This is a genomic window from Vibrio quintilis, assembly GCF_024529975.1.
Lineage (GTDB): Bacteria > Pseudomonadota > Gammaproteobacteria > Enterobacterales > Vibrionaceae > Vibrio > Vibrio quintilis.
Genome location: NZ_AP024897.1, coordinates 1,176,320 through 1,191,663 on the forward strand (window position 1 = coordinate 1,176,320; position 15,344 = coordinate 1,191,663).

Below are 15,344 nucleotides of genomic sequence, written 5' to 3' on the forward strand. Positions count from 1 at the left end.
TTTAAAGAGGGATAAACAGAGCGTATGTAACCCATGTGTGACCGATTGTGACGGTTTGAGACATCCCAAAAGCCCTGCTTGATTTATGAGGGATCCTGGCAGTTTTTCTGTTGAACGGGTAACTGTATGACAAACCGGGCACCACCGGTAGCGGCTTCGGTGGCATAAGCGCTTCCGCCATGCCAGCGGGCTATTTGTGCAACAATCGCCAGTCCAAGCCCGTGGCCTGAATGTTGGTCTCGTTGTTCATCTTCCAGCTGCCTGAATGGTTCAAAAATAGTTTGGTGCTGCTTTGGAGGAATTCCCGGGCCGTCATCACACACTTCAATCCTCAGGTCTGATGATTTATGGACGGCATAAAGCTTGATTTCAATCGTTGTCTGAGCGTAACGACAGGCATTACTTATCAGGTTGTTTACAGCCCGGCGCATTGCTGTGGGATCAAAACGGATCAACCTGGACTGCATCTCCGGAGAGACCGTTAGTGAGACAGACAAAGAGGGATACTCCAGTGATACCTGATCACATTCTTTCCGGAGGAACCGATCCAGAGGGTGTTCAGAAAACCGGATGTGTTCATTGTTGCTGCTATAGCGGGAGAGTTGTAGTGTCTGATGAATGAGATGATCAAGCTCCTGCATGTTATTTTCAATGCTCTGACGATAGCGTGAGTGCTCGTGATCGCTGAGGGAAGTGTCGTTGAGCATTTCAAAGGCAAATTTCATCCGGTAAAGTGGCTGGCGGAAATCATGGGCGATCGCATTGGTTAGTGTTCGCTGCCCTTTTACTGAATCCTCAATTCTCTGTGCCATTTGGTTGAATACAACACTCAGCTTTGCCACGATAGAAATGTGTGGAATCGGAGCCCGCAGGGATAATTGCCCGGTACCAAACTTTGTCGCGACATGACTGAAACGGGCGAGAGCCCGCCATAACGGGTAGATCCAGAAAAACATACTCACTGAGATAAACAGCACAAAAATCAGGATGAGAATAAAAACGGTTGTTGGAGAAATAGATGAATAGGGGAGTGATTCCGCCACCAGAATCGTATTTTTATTCGGTAATCTGATATACAAAACAAGTTGTTGTTCTGTATTAAACCGCCATATTCCTCTTTGCTCCGACCATTGTCGGAGCTCTTTTGAACTGAACTGAATACTTTGTGCTGGCACTAATCTGAGATTGAAATTGAATCTGGGCGTCAGCTGCTGAATGAGTTTTGTCCATTGAGCCTGTGGTGTTTTGATGAATGCTTGTTGTAGCAAAAAAATCGCCCCGGAGGTTGCTCTGCTGATGTCTTCTTCCTGAGTAAGATCGACATCGAGGGAAACCACCATCTGGCTATGCGGTATCCGCTTTAGCAAAAATTCAGGTTCAGCGTTGATGAAAACAATGTCGTGGCGGGACAACGCTTCTTTTTGGTTTTCTGACAGTGTCAATGTATCGATTGACTTGAGTGATAATGCATAACCAAAGTGTGTCGCGAGAATTGAGATCTGGTTTTGCCATTTGGTTTGAGGGATGTGGCTGAGTTGTTGTTCGATCAGAGAGAAAGTGCCACTGTATAGGTGAACATATCGTTTTTTCTCAATGGTCTCATTAAAAATATGGATGGGGTTGTACTTAAACGGATACAAGAGTAGAAACAAAGGAACGAATACCAACAGCCAAAGTCCGGCAAATGATCTGAACATGGTGATAAAACCTCAGAAACTGTTTGAAAATGTATGTCTGAAAAGCGTTTCTAAAAACAAAGCTGGTATCCTTTGCCCCGGATGGTTTTAATTAATTCTGATTCCGTTGAGTGCACAGATAATTTCTTTCTCAGTCTGGATATTTGCCTGTCAATCGAGCGGTCAAGGCCGTCATATTCAAAACCTCTTAATTGCTGAACGATATCATCCCGGCTTACAACATGGCCGGGGGTTGCTGCCAACAGTAACAGTAAGTCAAATTCAGTGGTGGTCAGTTCGACGAATACGCCATTGAGCGTGACGCTCCGGTTAGTCTGGCTGATATGAAGTGGGCCACAATGGATCATGCGTGTGGCTGTGTTGTGTGCATTTTTAGCAATGGATGGGACTGTTTGTCGTTGAACGCGCCGGAATAAAGAGTGAATGCGAGACAGTAATAAACGTGGATTCACTTGTTTGACAATATAGTCATCTGCCCCGGATTCCAGCCCCATGATTTGGTCGACATCATCATCTAAGGCTGTTTGCATCAGAATAATGCCCTGGTACTGCTGTCGGATCTGTTTACAGACTTCTAAGCCACTTTGTCCCGGTAACATGATATCCAGAATGACCAGATCAGGGGCGTTGGTAAAAATCGCGTCCACTGCATCCAGTCCATTTTGTACAATAGAGACCCGGAAGTGATTGTGAGTAAAGTACTCCTGCATCAGTGCTGCAAGTTCAGTATCGTCTTCAACCAGCATGATATGTTTTTGATTGACGTCGTCGTTCAATGTATCCGGTTCCATGTCGTATTCGTTGTGCAATGATAAGAACATTATACACAACCATCTGGCATTCTTTGTGACGGATTGTGACAGCATCTTTCATCTGTTTGGCCTTAAAAAACAGACTGGAGCCAGGGGCACAAATGTTTCTGAAATAACACCGTTTATGAAACAACACCCCCAACCCGCGCATCAAACCTTTTCCGATAGTCTTCAGGTTAAACTTAATTACAAATGAGCTACCGCGCCAGCCAGCCACCATCAACTGCCACGGTATAACCATGAATATAATCAGCAGCCGGTGATGCCAGAAAAACGACCGGCCCGGCCAGATCAGCCGGAGCCCCCCAGCGCTCTGCCGGAATCCGGTCCAGAATTTCTTTATTACGGACTTTATCGGCGCGGAGCGGGGCGGTGTTATCGGTTGCCATGTATCCCGGTGCAATCGCATTCACGTTAATCCCCTGTGCTGCCCATTCATTGGCAAGGGCTTTGGTGAGACCATAAATGCCGCTTTTAGAGGCGGTGTAAGAAGGTACATGAATGCCACCCTGAAAAGAGAGCATTGAGGCAATATTGATGATTTTTCCGCCCTGACCGTGCGCCATGAAATGTTTAGCTGCCTGCTGGCACAGGAAAAACACCGTCTTAATGTTGGTGTTCATCACGTCATCCCAGTCCTGTTCGGTGAAATTAATCGCTTCATTGCGGCGGATAATACCGGCATTGTTGACCAGAATATCAATCTGCCCCGCTGCCTGAACTGCCTGTTCAAAAGCCTGGGGAACAACGCTGCTGTGACTTAAATCGGCGGTGACCGGGTAATATTTGCGGCCGAGTGCTTCTATGTGTGATGCGGTATCACCCCGGGTGCTGCGGTTGACGCCGACAACATCACAACCGGCCTGCGCAAGTGCGATTGCGATCATTTGGCCTAAACCGCTGTTACACCCGGTGACCAGGGCAACTTTTCCTTCCAGATTAAAACTTTCTAAAACCATCACTTTGCTCCTTACCTTCTCACATTATTGCTACCACCGGGAAACCAGAATTATGCATTTTCAGGTTGTTGGGATATCGCCATAAACGACAGGTGTTGAATCTGATCTTACTTTAAGTGAAACGCTGTTTCAATAATTTTAAATCATTTGTGGGGGTTTCTTTTTTCTCCTGTCGGATGGATATATTTTTTTGATTGATAAAATAAATCATTTGTCGGCGATGTCTGATCTGCTGGCGATGATATTCGCTTGTTGTGATTATTATTGATTGAATTATTTTTTACCAGAATATATCCGGACTCTGACTTTTTAAGATGATCACAATCACAACTTAGTCTTTGCTCAATTGACTTTAAATAAAGATGAATCGTAGTATTTACTCATTCAATATGGATTGTGACCGGTTAACGGGCAATACCTGGCAGGTTTATCAGATGACGGGATGAAGTCACTGGTAAGTCGTCAGGTTTTTTTATGCCTGAAATTTGTCTTATTGAATGATTTTAGCGCTTTTTATTCTGGTGTTTTTTGTATTTTATCGAATTAAATCAATGGTTTGTTTTTTGTGTTGTTGGTTTAATAATATATTTAATTTTAGTAAAGATAAATAAATTGAACTGTCTCTGATTTCCCGGAGTTTATCTCTGTTTACGTCAGTGGTCTGATTTTATTTATCACTTTTTTTGAATGCAATAAATAAAAGTATGCCGCTTAAAATGAAGCACATAATTAAAACATTTCATTGCTGTGATGCTTCTCTTTATTCGGTTAAATATTATTTCGCGGTTGGATGGTTGAATAATAATTGAATTGTTCACCCGGATTATTTCAGGAATGTAAATCTGTTTTATATCAGGAAAGAGTCCGGTACTCAGCCGGCAGGCTGACTGTCCGGGAATATCAATCAGATCACGATTATTTAATGGAGACGACAATGAAAATAATACCTATCATGATGTCCGGATTGTTTTTATGTTCATCTGTGACAGAAGTGTATGCATTACCGGAAGACTTTCCGGCGCAGTTGCCTGCGGATATTCCGGCAACATCCTATATTACCGGTGTGAATGATAACCACAGTGTCACTTTTCGTTTATTTGCGCCTCAGGCAAAAGAAGTCAAAGTATTTACCGGCGCAACAGCAGAAAGTATCCGCTCACATACCATGATTAAAAAACCGGGGGGTGTCTGGGAATTTACCACACCGGTATTAGCGCCGAATTTATATGAGTATTTCTTTAGTGTTGACGGGTTCAGGACGATAGATACCGGCTCGCCGATGGCAAAACCACAGCGTCAGGTGAATACCAGCCTGGTGCTGGTGCCTGGTAGTATTCTGGATACGCGCGCTGTGCCGCATGGTGATCTCAACATGCTGACTTATCATTCGCAGGTGTTGAATACCGAAAGAAGTGTGTATGTCTGGGCACCGCCGGGCTATGAGGCGATGAAGCAGGCATTACCGGTACTTTATTATTATCATGGTTTCGGCGACACCATTCTCTCGGCAATTGAACAGGGACGGATTCCGCAGATTATGGATAACCTGTATGCGGAAAAGAAAGTGAAGCCGATGCTGGTCGTGATTCCTGATACGGAAGCGCTGGTGCCGGAGACTTTTATTGCCAGTGAAAGGGGAAAAGTATTCCATCCTCAGAATGCGGTGGTTGAAGATCAGGAACTGATGCAGGATATCATACCGCTGATCGCAAAACGCTATCACGTCCGTGATGATGCAAAAGGACGGGCGATTGCCGGATTGTCGCAGGGCGGTTATCAGGCGCTGGTGTCCGGTATCGGTCATCTGGAAAAGTTTGCCTGGATAGGAACCTTCAGTGGTGTGACGACAACCCGCTCACCGAACAAAGCGGTTGCAGCCCGGTTTGAACATCCGGAACAAATGAATCATCAGCTGCAAAACTTCACCATTGCTGTCGGGGAAAACGACAGTGTGACCGGCAATGATATCCGCGGGCTGGTCAGTAAGCTGAAACAGAAGGGGATTCACTATCGTTACCAGATGTATCCCGGTCTGGGGCATGAAATGGATGTCTGGCGCCCGGCTTATATTGAATTTGTGCAACACATTTTTTAGCAGACCTTCATCTCAGTCATCCCGGTTTTTGTACCGGGATGCGCTTTTTCAGCCCGGATGATAACGTTCGTAAAGTAACCTGATGATTATAAAGAAATTATTAATCCATGTCGGGTTTGTTCTGTTGATTTTTATACATCAGCTTGAGTCATGATAATTTCCTTTTTGTATGGAATAGCATACGGATAAAACAAAGCAAATTATTTGTGAAAGGAAAAACATCAGTAAAAAGTGCCGGCAACATATACCCAAGCAACCTGCATCTTCAGGTTGTTTGGGTATATGTCAATAAAAGCGGCTGTTTTTGCGTTCGGTTTAAAACTTCACAAGATTACAAATCTGACAGTAGCCGCCAGCCGGTTGACACCTGACTCATCGTCTTTATAGAATTCGAAATGAGCAGGTTATTCATATAACTTATTGATTTTAAATGAATAATAATTAAAAAGGACTTTTGTGTTGAAACTGACCTGCTGTATTCAAACAACCTACACATAAGGAACCTATATCATGAATATAAAAGTGAAGTCAGCTTTTATTCTCTCCTCTGTCCTTCTTTCTGCGCCGGGTTATACGGCGCCGGAACATCCGTTTCTTGCCGCCTCTGTCGAGTTTAACCCTGTCTTCCATGAGCGGGATAAAAATATTAAAAAACTGAGTGCAGATATTGAAAGAGCACTGAAGCACGGCGCGAAGCTGGTGGTAGCGCCGGAAATGGCCACAACCGGTTACCTGTATGAAACCCGCAGGGAGATTAAACCATTTGTGGATACGATTCCCGGTGTGACTTCAAAGGCACTGACAAAGTTAGCAAAAAAATACGACGCATATATCGTGGTTGGCATGCCGGAAAAAGATCCGGAAACCAATATCTATTACAACGCCTCGATTCTGGTCGGACCGGAAGGGCTGGTCGGAAAATACCGCAAAACCCACCTGTGGGAGTCGGAAGAGCACTGGTCTGCATGGGGCGATTCAGGGATTCCGGTTTATGAAACGGCGCTGGGTCATATTGCCATCAACATCTGTATGGATTCCGGCTATTTTGAAAGCGCCCGGATTGCTGCTCTGGAAGGCGCGGATATCATTGCTTTTCCGACAAACTCATCGATACAGGCAATTTATTACAACCAGGCCCATGCGATGCACAATGGGGTGTACATTGTGGAAGCGAACCGCAATAACACCGAAAAAGACTATCACATGGTTGGAATGAGTGCGATTTGGGACCCGGATGGCAACAAACTGGCTGAAACGCCATTTACGGCCAAAAAAGACAAGACGCCAAAAGAGACCCGGATTATTTATGCGAAAATCGACCCTGCCAAATACAAAATCCGTCAGGAGCGGCTGGCCGGCAGACATCCGGAACTCTATCAGCCGTTATTACTGCGGGTTGCCCCCTGGGACACCACCGTGGATAAAACTGAACGGCATGTGTCTGGAGCGGCAATTCAGTATCAGCCGGTGATTGGTGATAAAAAGGCCAATCTGAAAGCTGTGAGCGCACTGGTGAATAAGCTTGACCATGTTCAGCTGGCGGTATTACCGGAATACAGCCTGACCGGGGAAACCCAAACCATGACCCGCCAGCAGGCGATGGCATGGGCAGAGCCGCTTGATGGCCCGGCATTCAGACAGATGAGCCGGCTGGCAAAGGCGAAGGGGCTGAATCTGGTGTATTCGCTGATTGAAAAAGATCATGGTGATCTGTTTGTCACTGCGGTGGTGCTGGATAAGCAGGGCCACCGGCTGGGCACTTACCGTAAAACCCATTTGAATGCGGCAGAAAAACAGTGGGCAAAACCCGGCGAACAGGTGAATACGGTTGATATTCCCGGTGTCGGGAAGCTGGGCATGATGCTGGGTGAAGATGTGCTCTATCCTGAAGTGGCCGGGATACTTGAAGAGCAGCGGGCCGATATTATTGTGATTCCATCGTCATGGGCCGGTGAATATGGCGGCTATGTTCAGGTCAACCAGAAAGCAATTGCCAATCCTTATCCGGCGCACGCGATGGTGTTATGGGATGCAGTGGCTTTCTCGGCGCAGGCATATACGATTGTGGCGAACTTTGTCGGCACGGCCAATCATTATAAAGGAGAAAGTGCCTTGTACACCCTCGACCCGCTGTACGGGTTAGATCAGGCCAAAGTTGCTTCATCAACTGCGACGGAAGCTTTTCCGGTCGCCTTCACCACCAAACACAGTGAATGGTCGCTGAATCAGTATGATATGGAATCTTCCCGGCGGCCTTATTTTTATAAACCGCTGATCATGAAACACTGAATCATGAGCAGAAATAATGAGGACACCTGTCCTCACTCCTGAACTTAACGGATGGCCGCTGATGCCGCAAAGTTGATTGTTTCAGGAAAATGATTAAGCTCTGAGAGCCGGTGATGGTGTTTTTCAACTCAATCTGGTGTTTTTCATCTGAATCACCGGCCTTTCAATCTATACCCAAGCAACCTGAATCCTGCCTCTTCAGGTTGCTTGGGTATATTTTTCAGTCAGCAGCATTGTTAGTCAGGAAACATGTATGGTTACGCAATCTCATTCATCGGTTGTGCCCTGTTTATCCCGGACATGGCACTTATCTGAATCGGTGTTGTATCACTGGTTACTCAAACAGTGTGGGGATCAGGATTTAGCTTTTGACCTGTTGCAGGAAACTTTTCTGCGGGCTTTAAAACAGGACAAAGCGTTCTGTTCGATTCAAAATCAGCAAGCCTGGCTGTTCCGGGTAGCCCGCAATCTGCTGACCGATGAGCAGCGCAAAAATATCAGATTTACCCCGGATGCAGAAAGCACATTCAATACGCTGGAGGATATCGCAGAAGAACTGCCTCCGGTCGACAGTCTGGCGCAGTGTCTGCCCAAAGCGCTGGGCAAAATGAGCCCGGCAGATCGCGCTGTGATTGAAGCCTGTGATTTGCAGGGCATGAGCCAGCAACATTACGCCGCATCTCACGATTTAACCCTGCCAGCCGTAAAGTCGCGTATTCAGCGCGCCCGCCTGCGGCTGAAAGAGATTCTCAAAAACCAGTGCCGGATTCGCTTCGATGAAAACCAGAAAGTGTGCTGTTTTTTCCCTGAAGAAAGCTGAAATTTAAAAAATCTGCATCCTTTTGTGTGTTGGTTCGTCTTAAAGATAAACCATCTGCCGGTGGCCTTTTTCTTCCGGCAACATCATCACAGGAGCAGAGATGTTTAGTGTGTTTACCCGGCTGGCTGGCTGGCTGACTTTTCAGATTTTTTCATTGACTCCCGGCACCAAAGTCGCGGATGCGATCCATTTCTTTATTGAAGATACCAGCAAGATCATGGTGTTGCTGGTGATCATGATTTACGTCATCGCCCTGTTTCGGGCCTCGCTCAATGTGGAGCGGGTGCGGGATTATCTGGCCGGTAAAAAACGGCTGTTCGGTTATGTCACCGGCAGCTTTTTCGGCACGGTGACGCCATTTTGTTCCTGTTCCAGCATTCCTGTTTTTCTTGGTTTCACCTCTGCCGGGATTCCGCTCGGGATCACTATGGCCTTTTTGATTACTTCACCGCTGATTAATGAAATTGCAGTGTTACTGCTGTTCAGCTTACTGGGCTGGAAGTTTACGGCTTTATATATTGTAACCGGCATGACGATTGGCATAGTAAGCGGCTGGTTTTTAGATGCGATTGGGGCAGAGCGCTGGCTGCAGCCGCTGGCTGCGAAGGTGATGCTCAACGGGCAAAGTCACGGTCCTGACAGCAGGCAAAGCAGCCCGGCAGTTGTGAGCGCTGCGTCTCAAGGTCCGGTGACATTTGCGGCGCGTCACCAGTTTGCGAAACAGGAAATGCTGACCATTGTTGGCCGGGTATGGAAATGGGTGTTGATTGGTGTCGGCATTGGTTCCGGGCTGCATGGTTTTGTGCCGGATGGCTGGATTGAAGCCCATCTGGGCGCGGGTCAGTGGTGGTCCGTCCCGGCTTCAGTGCTGGTTGGTATTCCGCTGTATTCCAATGCCACCGGTGTGATTCCGGTGATGGAAAGCTTACTGAGAAATGGTTTGCCGGTCGGCACAACGTTAGCCTTTTGCATGAGTACCGTGGCGGCCAGCGTGCCTGAATTCGTGATGTTGAAGCAGGTGATGCAGTGGCGGTTACTGGCGCTGTTGTTTGCCATCTTACTGGCGGCATTTACTGTGATTGGCTGGATGTTTAACTTGTTTGCCTGGTAGATTTTTTGTTTGGACAGAGAGGGTTGATGATGAAAGTAGTGAAAGTGTTAGGTTCAGGGTGTGCAAATTGTGTCAATACAGCCAGGCTGATTGAACAGGTTGCGCAGGCACAGGGTGTTGATGTGACGGTTGAGAAGGTCACTGATATGGAAGCCATCATGAGTTACGGTGTGATGTCGACACCTGGTGTCGTGATGGATGAGAAGGTGGTGCACTCCGGCGGTATTCCGCGGGCTGAGGAGATTGCTTTATGGCTGAAAAGTGAATAAACCGCGGCTTTTAACCGATGTTCCGGTATGACTCAGATTGATCTCTCTGACTGAAATTGTTATGTTATAACATATTATTCATGAGTTCCCCGCGATGTGGGCTCCGGACAAACCGGTAACCCGCGGGCAGGGGAAATCACCAGAGAGGAGAGTGTATCGATGAAACCGGGAATTCACCCTGAGTATCGGACTGTGGTCTTTCATGACACCAGTATCGATGAGTATTTTTTGATTGGGTCAACTTTGCAGACAGACCGAACGATTGAGTGGGAAGACGGACAAACTTATCCTTATTTCACGATTGAAGTGTCTTCAAAATCTCATCCGTTTTACACCGGCAGGCAGCGTGTGGTGCATCAGGAAGGCCGGATTGCCAACTTCAACCGCCGCTTTGGTCAGATGGGAATAAAACGGACAGGAGATAAGTCATGAAAGTACTGAGTTCATTAAAAAGTGCCAAACAGCGTCACCGCGATTGCCAGGTGGTGAAGCGCCGGGGACGGGTGTATACCCAAACAACCTGAAGATGCAGGTTTCAGTGAGATTTGTCAGGCTCTGAGACAAGGCACTGATTTGAAGACATAGTCATTCTACGTTGAAAATCAGTAACGCCGTATCAGAGCCTGACAAACTCACCCGCAGGGCGTGAGCTGAAAGGCACATTTCTGCGTCAAGAGAATTTGAAAGGTGGGTACATTCCTGCATTCCCTTTCCTTGAACTGTACCTTTCGGCTGCACGCTGAATCCTGCATCTTCAGGTTGCTTGGGTATATGTGATTTGTAAATCAAATCCGCGTTTGAAAGCCGTTCAGGGAAAGACGAAGAAGAAAAAATAATGAGCTGAGCCGGTGTCTGTCCGGATGCATGAGCGTATTCAACGCATTTGCGGCCGGGAGAGGGGAACAGACCCGGCCGCTCCCCCCAGCATGCCAGGCCTGTTGTAATTGTGTCGTTGTGATTAATGTCAATATAGTAGCATATGAGAGAATTGATAGTATCAGTCTGGTATCATTTTCAGCCTTTTTTGCTCAAAGAATGCACAATGTGTGATGTCAGGCATTATGGAACGCATATCTCATTTTTTTGTGTTGTAGCCCGTAAAGGAAACAGGTGCGGTGGCAGGGCAAGATCGCGAACATTTTTTGAACTATCAGAACTATCAGAACGATCAGATTGACGATCATATTTACCTGTGATCATATACGCTTCTTTGATGAAAGAGCGCTTCCTATTATGCACATTGATGAGTTTAAAGAATATTTCCACGCGGTAACAGATGAACGCCAGGTTACCAGTGGTATTACTTGGTATCATGAAGTCCGGATGTGCCTATGTGCCTTTATCTTATTTTCATCCACCTGAAAGAATCCGGTCAATTATTGAAGATGCATCTGCTTTTTTAATGATATCGACAAAACAGCCTGAATTATTATGTTCACTGGTTTAATGAAGGTAACCGTTCACCAGTAGGTACTTGATTTGCTCGCTACAGGTTGAACACGTTGGGATAGGGTTGGCGTGTGGTGACAGCTTGTACTATTTCAGAGAGTACTGCATATGTCGATAGTCCGCGTTTCTTACACGTCTCAACAAGCGAGTGGATGCGACCTCTAAATTTATCACCAGCATCGGATGTCGTTCCATAGCTGATTTTTCTCTGAATAACGCAACCACGTATGCGCCTCTCCGCTTCATTATTTGTCAGCGGTATTATCCGTGGTTGTTTCTGTCGATACCCGGCCATAACTCACAGGCCGGACTCACCGACGGTCAATAAACGCCGGGCAACCGCTATCTTGTGGTTGCCCGGGTATACCCGCTCAACCTGCATCTTCAGGTTGCTTGGGTATATTTATCCGCAAGCTTGTTCCTGTTATTTTCTCTGTTTCTGTTACGTTTTTTGATTAAATTTTTATCTGCGTTTAAATATTTAACTGATGATGAAACTATGCCAATAATAATCGCCAGTATTTTGCTATTAGTTGTTTATCTATATGATAATAAATGATTTTTATATTTAACTTATCCATACTCATAACGTGGTTAATATATAATTTGATGTAAAGTTATATAAACATGTTGTTGGTGTTATTTTATCAAAATGCTGGATTATTGACTGGATGTCATGAATTGTTGTTGCTGCGATTTGTCGCTTGGGTGTTATTTTTTTTGAGTTGTCAGAGATGAGTCAACTCTATCAGGGCTCCGGATAATGCGATGCATCAGGCTGATGTCTGTCAGCCTGAGCCACTTATATTCAGGAATAGTTATACAGAATAATAATTCATGGAAATCATATATGAATACAAAACAACGTCACGTTAATTTGCTGGTTGCAGCAATGGGGCTGGGTTTCTTGCTGCCGGTATCTGCAGCAGAGATGGTCCGGGTTGAAAATACAGACACGCTGAATCAGGCTTTAGCGGTTCAGACCATGAGCCTTTCCCCGGCAGAAACCGGGTTTGAAGCGATGAAAACCGTCACTTTACCGAACGGGAAAAAGAAAGTCCGTTATCAGCAGACCTATCACGGATTGCCGGTGTTTAATACATCTGTGGTTGCGACGAAGAGCAACAACCGCAACAGCGACGTGTTTGGTGTGATGGCCAAAGGTATTGCGGCAGATGTGTCGACGGTCAGACCGGCGCTCAGCCGTCAGGAAGCCATTCAGGTTGCCCTGAACGACTATCAGCTGAAGCAGAACTTTTTCTCGATGCCACGTCCGGATTGGGAAACGGCGAAGCTGATGGTGCGTCTGGATGAGAACGGGCAGGCACAACTGGTGTATATGGTGGACTTTCTGGTGACATCGGATGAACCAGCCCGTCCGTTTTATTTTATCGATGCTGAATCCGGCGCGATTGTGAAACAGTGGGAAGGGTTAAATCATCATGAGGCCAAGGGTTCTGGGCCGGGCGGAAATGAGCGAACCGGTCGCTATGTTTACGGTGAGGATAAAGAATCCTTTGCGATCACAAAACAGGGTTCAACCTGTATTATGGATACCAGTGAAGTGAAATCCGTAAACCTCAATGGCGGGACTTCAGGTACAGATGCATTCCGTTATAACTGTTCAGATTCAAGAAACTATAACGACTATAAACAGATCAACGGGGCTTATTCTCCAATCAATGATGCGCATTTTTATGGTCAGAAGATCGTTGAGATGTATAAAGACTGGCTGAATACTGCGCCGCTGTCATTTAAGCTGGTGATGCGGGTGCATTACAAACACAACTTTGAGAATGCGTCCTGGGACGGCAGAGAGATGAACTTCGGTGATGGCGGAAATACACTTTATCCGCTGGTTGACCTGAATGTCAGCGCACACGAAGTCAGTCATGGCTTTACCGAACAAAACTCAGGGCTGATTTACAGCGGACAGTCCGGCGGTATCAATGAAGCTTATTCTGATATTGCCGGGGAAGCGATGGAGTATTATATCCGCCACAAAGTGGACTGGTATATCGGTTCTGACATCATGAAGTCAGGCAAGGCGATGCGTTATTTTGATCAACCGTCACGCGATGGTTATTCCATCGATAATGCTTCAGAATATTACACCGGAATTAATGTGCACCATTCAAGTGGTGTGTTTAACCGGGCTTATTATCTGATCTCTAACACTGCCGGCTGGAATCCGAAGAAAGGTTTTCAGGCTTTTGCGGTTGCCAACCAGTTATACTGGACATCCGGCGCAACCTTCGATTCCGCAGCCTGCGGTGTGACCAAAGCGGCGAAAGATCTGAACTATTCAACCAGTGATATTGTGGCGGCCTTCAAAAAGGTTGGGGTGGATGCCAGCTGTGGTTCGGTTTACCCGGAAACTGACAGCGCTTCATCCGGTTCGTCAGACAGTTCATCTTCATCATCAGATAGCTCATCCGGTAGTTCTTCGTCTGGTTCTTCTTCAGATGACTCATCCGATGATTCATCCGGTCAGGGCCAGATGCTGACCAAAGGCCAGTCGGTGAGTGATTTATTCGGCCCGTTCTCTTCCATGCTTTACTACGGGTTTAAAGGAGACGGTTCGACAACGACAGTAAAAATTTCCGGCGGGACCGGTGATGCTGATCTGTATGTGAATGTGGATAAAACACCCTCTCCGCAATCCTTTATCTGTCGTCCTCAGAATTACGGCAATGAAGAATCCTGCAAGGTTGAAACGGAAGCCGGTAAAACCTATTACATCATGATTTTCGGTTACAGATATTATTCGGGTTTAACACTGAGCCTGGAGTAATCGCCGGGTCAGGTTGAGGACATCGTATGTCACAAAGAAGGTGCCGGTTGCACCTTCTTTTTTTCATTCTTTCAATATGATATCGATTTCATTCAATTTCCTGATGCTTACTATGCTGATATCACTGAAAAATTATTCAAATTACGGGCATTTATATCCTGATTTTTGTAGAATCCGGCTGGAATTTTTATTATGGATGATAAAACCAGCAATGAGTATCTGCCTGAAAAATGAGTCGGTCATCTTACGAACGGCTTTTCCTTTTGAATCTGAAACTTTATACCGGCTTATCACTCAGGATGAAGCCTGGACTAAATTTAACGGCCCGTATTTCGGTTATATCAGACCGACATTGTCATGCTTTGAAACCGGGATGTTTCAACGGCTCCTGCAGGGAGATGATACGCTGTTAATCGAGGCTGACGGCAAAGCTGTCGGTGCCGTCAGCTACTATTGGGAATGTGAATCGACCCGCTGGCTGGAAACCGGCATTGTGATTTATGATTCTGATTACTGGAGTCAGGGAATCGGATGTAAAGCGCTGGTGCCGTGGATCTCTTATCTGTTTGATATACTTGATATTGAACGGGTCGGTTTGACAACCTGGTCCGGAAACCACCGGATGATGGCGTGCGCTGAAAAGCTGGGGTTAAAACTGGAAGCCCGGCTCAGAAAGGTACGTTTTTATCAGGGGACTTACTATGATTCAGTCAAGTATGGCGTACTCAGAGAAGAGTGGGCAGCGATGTACCCACGGGAATCCTGTTTGCAGTTTTGAGCAGCGTGCGCTGGTTGTTGAATCAGCCGGAACGGTTGATTATATTCCGGCGCGCTGATCAGGCGATCCGGCATTTTCTTCATTGCGACCATGTATGGCGCGCTTTTCGTATCCCCAGGCAACCTGAAGATGCATGATTCAGCTCACGCCCTGCGGGTGATTTTGTCAGGCTCTGATACAGGAGATTTGGGCCGGTTTGTCTGAGGATGAAGGTGTGATGGCCGGCAACTGCTGACCTTCCGGTTATCATGAATAAGCGCGGGGTTACAAT

General features: G+C 46.4%; 14 protein-coding genes and 1 pseudogene. 11 read left to right on the top strand and 4 right to left on the bottom strand.

Annotation, left to right across the window (positions count from 1 at the left end; all coding sequences use genetic code 11):
* Positions 1 to 83: 83 nt before the first annotated feature.
* The 3 genes from OC443_RS05640 to kduD all read right to left on the bottom strand — a co-directional run bounded on the left by OC443_RS05640 (position 84) and on the right by kduD (position 3,468).
* Positions 84 to 1,697: an ATP-binding protein gene (locus tag OC443_RS05640; RefSeq protein WP_073582654.1), complete on the bottom strand. Its 1,614-nt coding sequence runs from the start codon at positions 1,695 to 1,697 to the stop codon at positions 84 to 86.
* A 50-nt stretch (positions 1,698 to 1,747) separates the two neighbouring features.
* Entirely contained in the window at positions 1,748 to 2,488 is a 741-nt protein-coding gene (locus tag OC443_RS05645) for a response regulator transcription factor (protein WP_073582656.1), read from the bottom strand.
* A gap of 218 nt (positions 2,489 to 2,706) precedes the next feature.
* Positions 2,707 to 3,468, bottom strand: a complete 762-nt coding sequence (gene kduD, locus OC443_RS05650) for a 2-dehydro-3-deoxy-D-gluconate 5-dehydrogenase KduD (protein ID WP_073582660.1) — start codon at positions 3,466 to 3,468, stop codon at positions 2,707 to 2,709.
* 934 nt (positions 3,469 to 4,402) lie between these two features.
* Here kduD and OC443_RS05655 point away from each other — a divergent pair.
* The 9 genes from OC443_RS05655 to OC443_RS26370 all read left to right on the top strand — a co-directional run bounded on the left by OC443_RS05655 (position 4,403) and on the right by OC443_RS26370 (position 11,499).
* Positions 4,403 to 5,563, top strand: a complete 1,161-nt coding sequence (locus tag OC443_RS05655; RefSeq protein ID WP_200796918.1) for an alpha/beta hydrolase-fold protein — start codon at positions 4,403 to 4,405, stop codon at positions 5,561 to 5,563.
* Between the two features lie 510 nt (positions 5,564 to 6,073).
* Positions 6,074 to 7,852, top strand: a complete 1,779-nt coding sequence (locus tag OC443_RS05660; RefSeq protein WP_083601596.1) for a nitrilase-related carbon-nitrogen hydrolase — start codon at positions 6,074 to 6,076, stop codon at positions 7,850 to 7,852.
* A 253-nt stretch (positions 7,853 to 8,105) separates the two neighbouring features.
* A complete protein-coding gene (locus tag OC443_RS05665; protein ID WP_083601597.1) occupies positions 8,106 to 8,672 on the top strand; it encodes a sigma-70 family RNA polymerase sigma factor in 567 nt (188 codons plus the stop codon).
* A 100-nt stretch (positions 8,673 to 8,772) separates the two neighbouring features.
* On the top strand, positions 8,773 to 9,783 hold the full coding sequence (locus OC443_RS05670) for a permease (RefSeq protein WP_073582662.1): 1,011 nt from the start codon (positions 8,773 to 8,775) through the stop codon (positions 9,781 to 9,783).
* A 26-nt stretch (positions 9,784 to 9,809) separates the two neighbouring features.
* Positions 9,810 to 10,052 carry a thioredoxin family protein gene (locus OC443_RS05675; protein WP_306345628.1) on the top strand — a complete coding sequence of 81 codons (243 nt, stop codon included), beginning with the start codon at positions 9,810 to 9,812 and terminating at the stop codon, positions 10,050 to 10,052.
* 159 nt (positions 10,053 to 10,211) lie between these two features.
* Entirely contained in the window at positions 10,212 to 10,484 is a 273-nt protein-coding gene (locus tag OC443_RS05680; RefSeq protein WP_073582664.1) for a type B 50S ribosomal protein L31, read from the top strand.
* Positions 10,481 to 10,576, top strand: coding sequence for a ribosomal protein bL36 (locus tag OC443_RS05685; RefSeq protein ID WP_073582666.1), 96 nt, complete (start codon positions 10,481 to 10,483; stop codon positions 10,574 to 10,576). The genes OC443_RS05680 and OC443_RS05685 overlap by 4 nt, the downstream gene beginning before the upstream one ends.
* Positions 10,577 to 10,798: 222 nt before the next feature.
* Positions 10,799 to 10,888 (top strand): 50S ribosomal protein L36, encoded by a 90-nt coding sequence (locus OC443_RS26365; protein WP_370738751.1) that lies wholly within the window; start codon positions 10,799 to 10,801, stop codon positions 10,886 to 10,888.
* A 440-nt stretch (positions 10,889 to 11,328) separates the two neighbouring features.
* On the top strand, positions 11,329 to 11,499 hold the full coding sequence (locus OC443_RS26370) for an AMP-binding protein (protein ID WP_143169305.1): 171 nt from the start codon (positions 11,329 to 11,331) through the stop codon (positions 11,497 to 11,499).
* Positions 11,500 to 11,538: 39 nt separating this feature from the next.
* On the opposite strand, the pseudogene OC443_RS05690 reads toward OC443_RS26370, so the two are convergent.
* Positions 11,539 to 11,763, bottom strand: a pseudogene (locus OC443_RS05690) (IS66 family transposase); the annotation flags it as partial.
* A 588-nt stretch (positions 11,764 to 12,351) separates the two neighbouring features.
* Between OC443_RS05690 and OC443_RS05695 the strand changes: the two are divergent.
* Both OC443_RS05695 and OC443_RS05700 read left to right on the top strand, forming a co-directional pair.
* The gene (locus OC443_RS05695; RefSeq protein ID WP_073582672.1) at positions 12,352 to 14,295 is read left to right on the top strand and encodes a M4 family metallopeptidase; all 1,944 of its coding nucleotides are present in this window, start codon (positions 12,352 to 12,354) and stop codon (positions 14,293 to 14,295) included.
* Between the two features lie 196 nt (positions 14,296 to 14,491).
* Positions 14,492 to 15,073, top strand: a complete 582-nt coding sequence (locus OC443_RS05700) for a GNAT family N-acetyltransferase (protein ID WP_234976375.1) — start codon at positions 14,492 to 14,494, stop codon at positions 15,071 to 15,073.
* Positions 15,074 to 15,344 lie beyond the last annotated feature (271 nt).

Bases quoted from the DNA above. Each gene is read 5' to 3' on its own strand.
- OC443_RS05655 (WP_200796918.1), top strand. From the start codon at position 4,403: ATGAAAATAATACCTATCATGATGTCCGGATTGTTTTTATGTTCATCT.
- OC443_RS05685 (WP_073582666.1), top strand. From the start codon at position 10,481: ATGAAAGTACTGAGTTCATTAAAAAGTGCCAAACAGCGTCACCGCGAT.
- OC443_RS05665 (WP_083601597.1), top strand. From the start codon at position 8,106: ATGGTTACGCAATCTCATTCATCGGTTGTGCCCTGTTTATCCCGGACA.
- OC443_RS05680 (WP_073582664.1), top strand. From the start codon at position 10,212: ATGAAACCGGGAATTCACCCTGAGTATCGGACTGTGGTCTTTCATGAC.
- OC443_RS05675 (WP_306345628.1), top strand. From the start codon at position 9,810: ATGATGAAAGTAGTGAAAGTGTTAGGTTCAGGGTGTGCAAATTGTGTC.
- OC443_RS05645 (WP_073582656.1), bottom strand. From the start codon at position 2,488: ATGGAACCGGATACATTGAACGACGACGTCAATCAAAAACATATCATG.
- OC443_RS05670 (WP_073582662.1), top strand. From the start codon at position 8,773: ATGTTTAGTGTGTTTACCCGGCTGGCTGGCTGGCTGACTTTTCAGATT.
- OC443_RS05660 (WP_083601596.1), top strand. From the start codon at position 6,074: ATGAATATAAAAGTGAAGTCAGCTTTTATTCTCTCCTCTGTCCTTCTT.
- OC443_RS26370 (WP_143169305.1), top strand. From the start codon at position 11,329: ATGAACGCCAGGTTACCAGTGGTATTACTTGGTATCATGAAGTCCGGA.
- OC443_RS05695 (WP_073582672.1), top strand. From the start codon at position 12,352: ATGAATACAAAACAACGTCACGTTAATTTGCTGGTTGCAGCAATGGGG.
- kduD (WP_073582660.1), bottom strand. From the start codon at position 3,468: ATGGTTTTAGAAAGTTTTAATCTGGAAGGAAAAGTTGCCCTGGTCACC.
- OC443_RS05700 (WP_234976375.1), top strand. From the start codon at position 14,492: ATGATAAAACCAGCAATGAGTATCTGCCTGAAAAATGAGTCGGTCATC.
- OC443_RS05640 (WP_073582654.1), bottom strand. From the start codon at position 1,697: ATGTTCAGATCATTTGCCGGACTTTGGCTGTTGGTATTCGTTCCTTTG.